Origin of the sequence: Microcystis sp. LEGE 08355, from assembly GCF_015207185.1 — a bacterium.
In the GTDB taxonomy this organism is placed as follows: domain Bacteria; phylum Cyanobacteriota; class Cyanobacteriia; order Cyanobacteriales; family Microcystaceae; genus Microcystis; species Microcystis panniformis.
Genome location: NZ_JADEXI010000676.1, coordinates 1 through 2,315, shown reverse-complemented (window position 1 = coordinate 2,315; position 2,315 = coordinate 1). Strand labels below are relative to the sequence as shown.

The window sequence follows — 2,315 nt, the reverse complement described above, 5'->3', positions numbered from 1 at the left end:
TACCGGGGTAATCTTCATAACTTTTGCGAATTAATTTATAGACTTCGCGTAACTTTTGAATAACCGGGTCATCCGTGGGAGCTTTTTCGGCTGCAATGGCGATTTTTTCTTCCACTTCTAATTCCGGTAAACTTTGAGTTCCGTGGGTATCAACGGCAAATTTAACCGCTTCTTTCAGGGCATTTTCTACCTCTTTCGGTAACTCGGTGGGAAAAATTTCCGCCGAGGCACGCCAGTTTTTTTTCTTCTTACCCGGGGCGAATCCTTGCGGGCGATTGCGTTCCCCTAAACTGGGTAAACTAAAGGCCAAATTGTCATCCTCGGGCATAACTAATTTGGGCATTAAATACTCGCGAATTTTCAATCGGGCCATATAGTCGGAGTTACCACCGAGGATGATATCGGTTCCCCGTCCCGCCATATTCGTGGCGATGGTTACGGCCCCGGCCCGGCCCGCTTGGGCGACGATTTCCGATTCCCTTTCCACGTTTTCCGGACGAGCATTAAGCAAGTTATGGGGAATCTTTCTTTCCTGTAATAACAGCGAAAGCACTTCTGATTTTTCCACACTGGTGGTACCGACTAAAACCGGGCGACCCTGTTCGTGCATTTGTTGACATTCTTCGGCGACGGCGTTCCATTTTGCCTGTTCATTTTTATAGACCATATCGGCTAAATCTTGCCGACGAGAAACGCGGTTAGTGGGAACAATTGTTACTTGCAGGTTATAGACTTTTTCTAGTTCCGTTTCTTCGGTTTTGGCCGTCCCGGTCATGCCAGATAATTTCGGATAGAGCAGGAAAAAGTTTTGATAGGTAATCGTGGCTAAGGTTTGGGTTTCCTGTTGAATTTCTACCCCTTCCTTAGCTTCCACTGCCTGATGTAAACCATCGCCCCAACGTCGCCCCGGTAATACCCGTCCCGTGAACTCATCAACGATAACAATTTCACCACTGCGGACGATATAGTTAACGTCTTTTTTCTGGAGTTCTTTGGCACGAATAGCGTTAGAAATATAGTGCGCCCAGGGATTTTCTTGGTCGTATAAATCGGTAACTCCTAATAGTTCTTCCGCTCTTTTAAAGCCTTCATCGGTCATTAAAACGTTACGGTCTTTTTCGTTAACTTCGTAGTCTCCCGGTCCGTCTTCTACTTCTTGGCGCACTAATTGCTTGGCGATTTCGGCGGCGAGAATATATTTTTCTGTGGGTCGATCGATCTGTCCTGATATAATTAATGGAGTTCTGGCCTCATCAATAAGAATGGAGTCCACCTCGTCAATAACGCAGTAGTTAAAGGGTCTTTGGACAACTTCCCCCATCACTGTAGCCATGTTATCGCGCAGATAATCAAAGCCGAGTTCGCTGTTAGTGGTGTAGGTGATGTCACAGGCATAATTTTTCTTTCTTTCTTCCGGACTCATGCCGGCTTGAATTAGTCCCACACTTAACCCTAAAAAGCGGTGTACCTGCCCCATCCATTCCGCGTCACGACGGGCGAGATAATCGTTAACGGTGACGACGTGAACCCCTTTTCCGGTCAATCCATTCAAATAAGCGGGGAGTGTGGCCACCAGGGTTTTTCCTTCCCCGGTTTTCATCTCGGCGATTTGTCCTTTGTGCAGTACCATTCCCCCCAATAACTGCACGTCAAAGTGACGCATCCCTAAGACTCGGATTCCCGCTTCCCGGACAATGGCGAAAGCTTCGGGGAGGATTTCCTCGAGAATCTCCTCTCTCTCGTCATAATTTCTCGCTTTGTCCAATCTTTCCTTAAATTCGCTGGTTTTGCTCCTTAATTCCTCATCGGACAGGTTTTTAATATCCTCTTCCAGCAGGTTGATTTCGGTGACGAGGGGCTGAAATTTTTTAATTTTGCGGGCGTTGGGGTCTCCGAGTAGGGCTTTTAACATAGCAGTTTTTATTCTCTCGCTTCGATTGGCTCTTGGTCTGTGGTGTTAACAATTGTATCACTCTGGTTGGGAGTGGAGAATCATTTATCGGTGAACAGGGACGGCGTTGTCAGATTCAGAAGAGGAAAGATGCAATGCTCCCAACTGATTCGGAGCATCTTTCAATTTGACAACGCCGATTGTAGGGCTAATTCATGAATTAGCCCTACGCCGATTGTAGGGCTAATTCCACTGCTAAATCGAGCGACCCCTTCGACTTGGCTCAGGGCAAGTCTTGTTCCCCACTTAAGCCCAACTATCGGCACTATTCGTTCATTAAACACTAATTGTCAAGATGCCATGTAATCTTTCCTATCAAAGTAATTTCAGTTCCGGTGCTGATTCGGAGATCTTTCAATTTGAC

Annotated in this window: 1 protein-coding gene; it reads right to left on the bottom strand. The window is 46.6% G+C overall.

The features are described from left to right. A partial coding sequence (gene secA, locus IQ242_RS22780; protein WP_193961515.1) for a preprotein translocase subunit SecA occupies positions 1–1,912 on the bottom strand: 1,912 nt, incomplete at its 3' end. Positions 1,913–2,315: the final 403 nt, after the last annotated feature.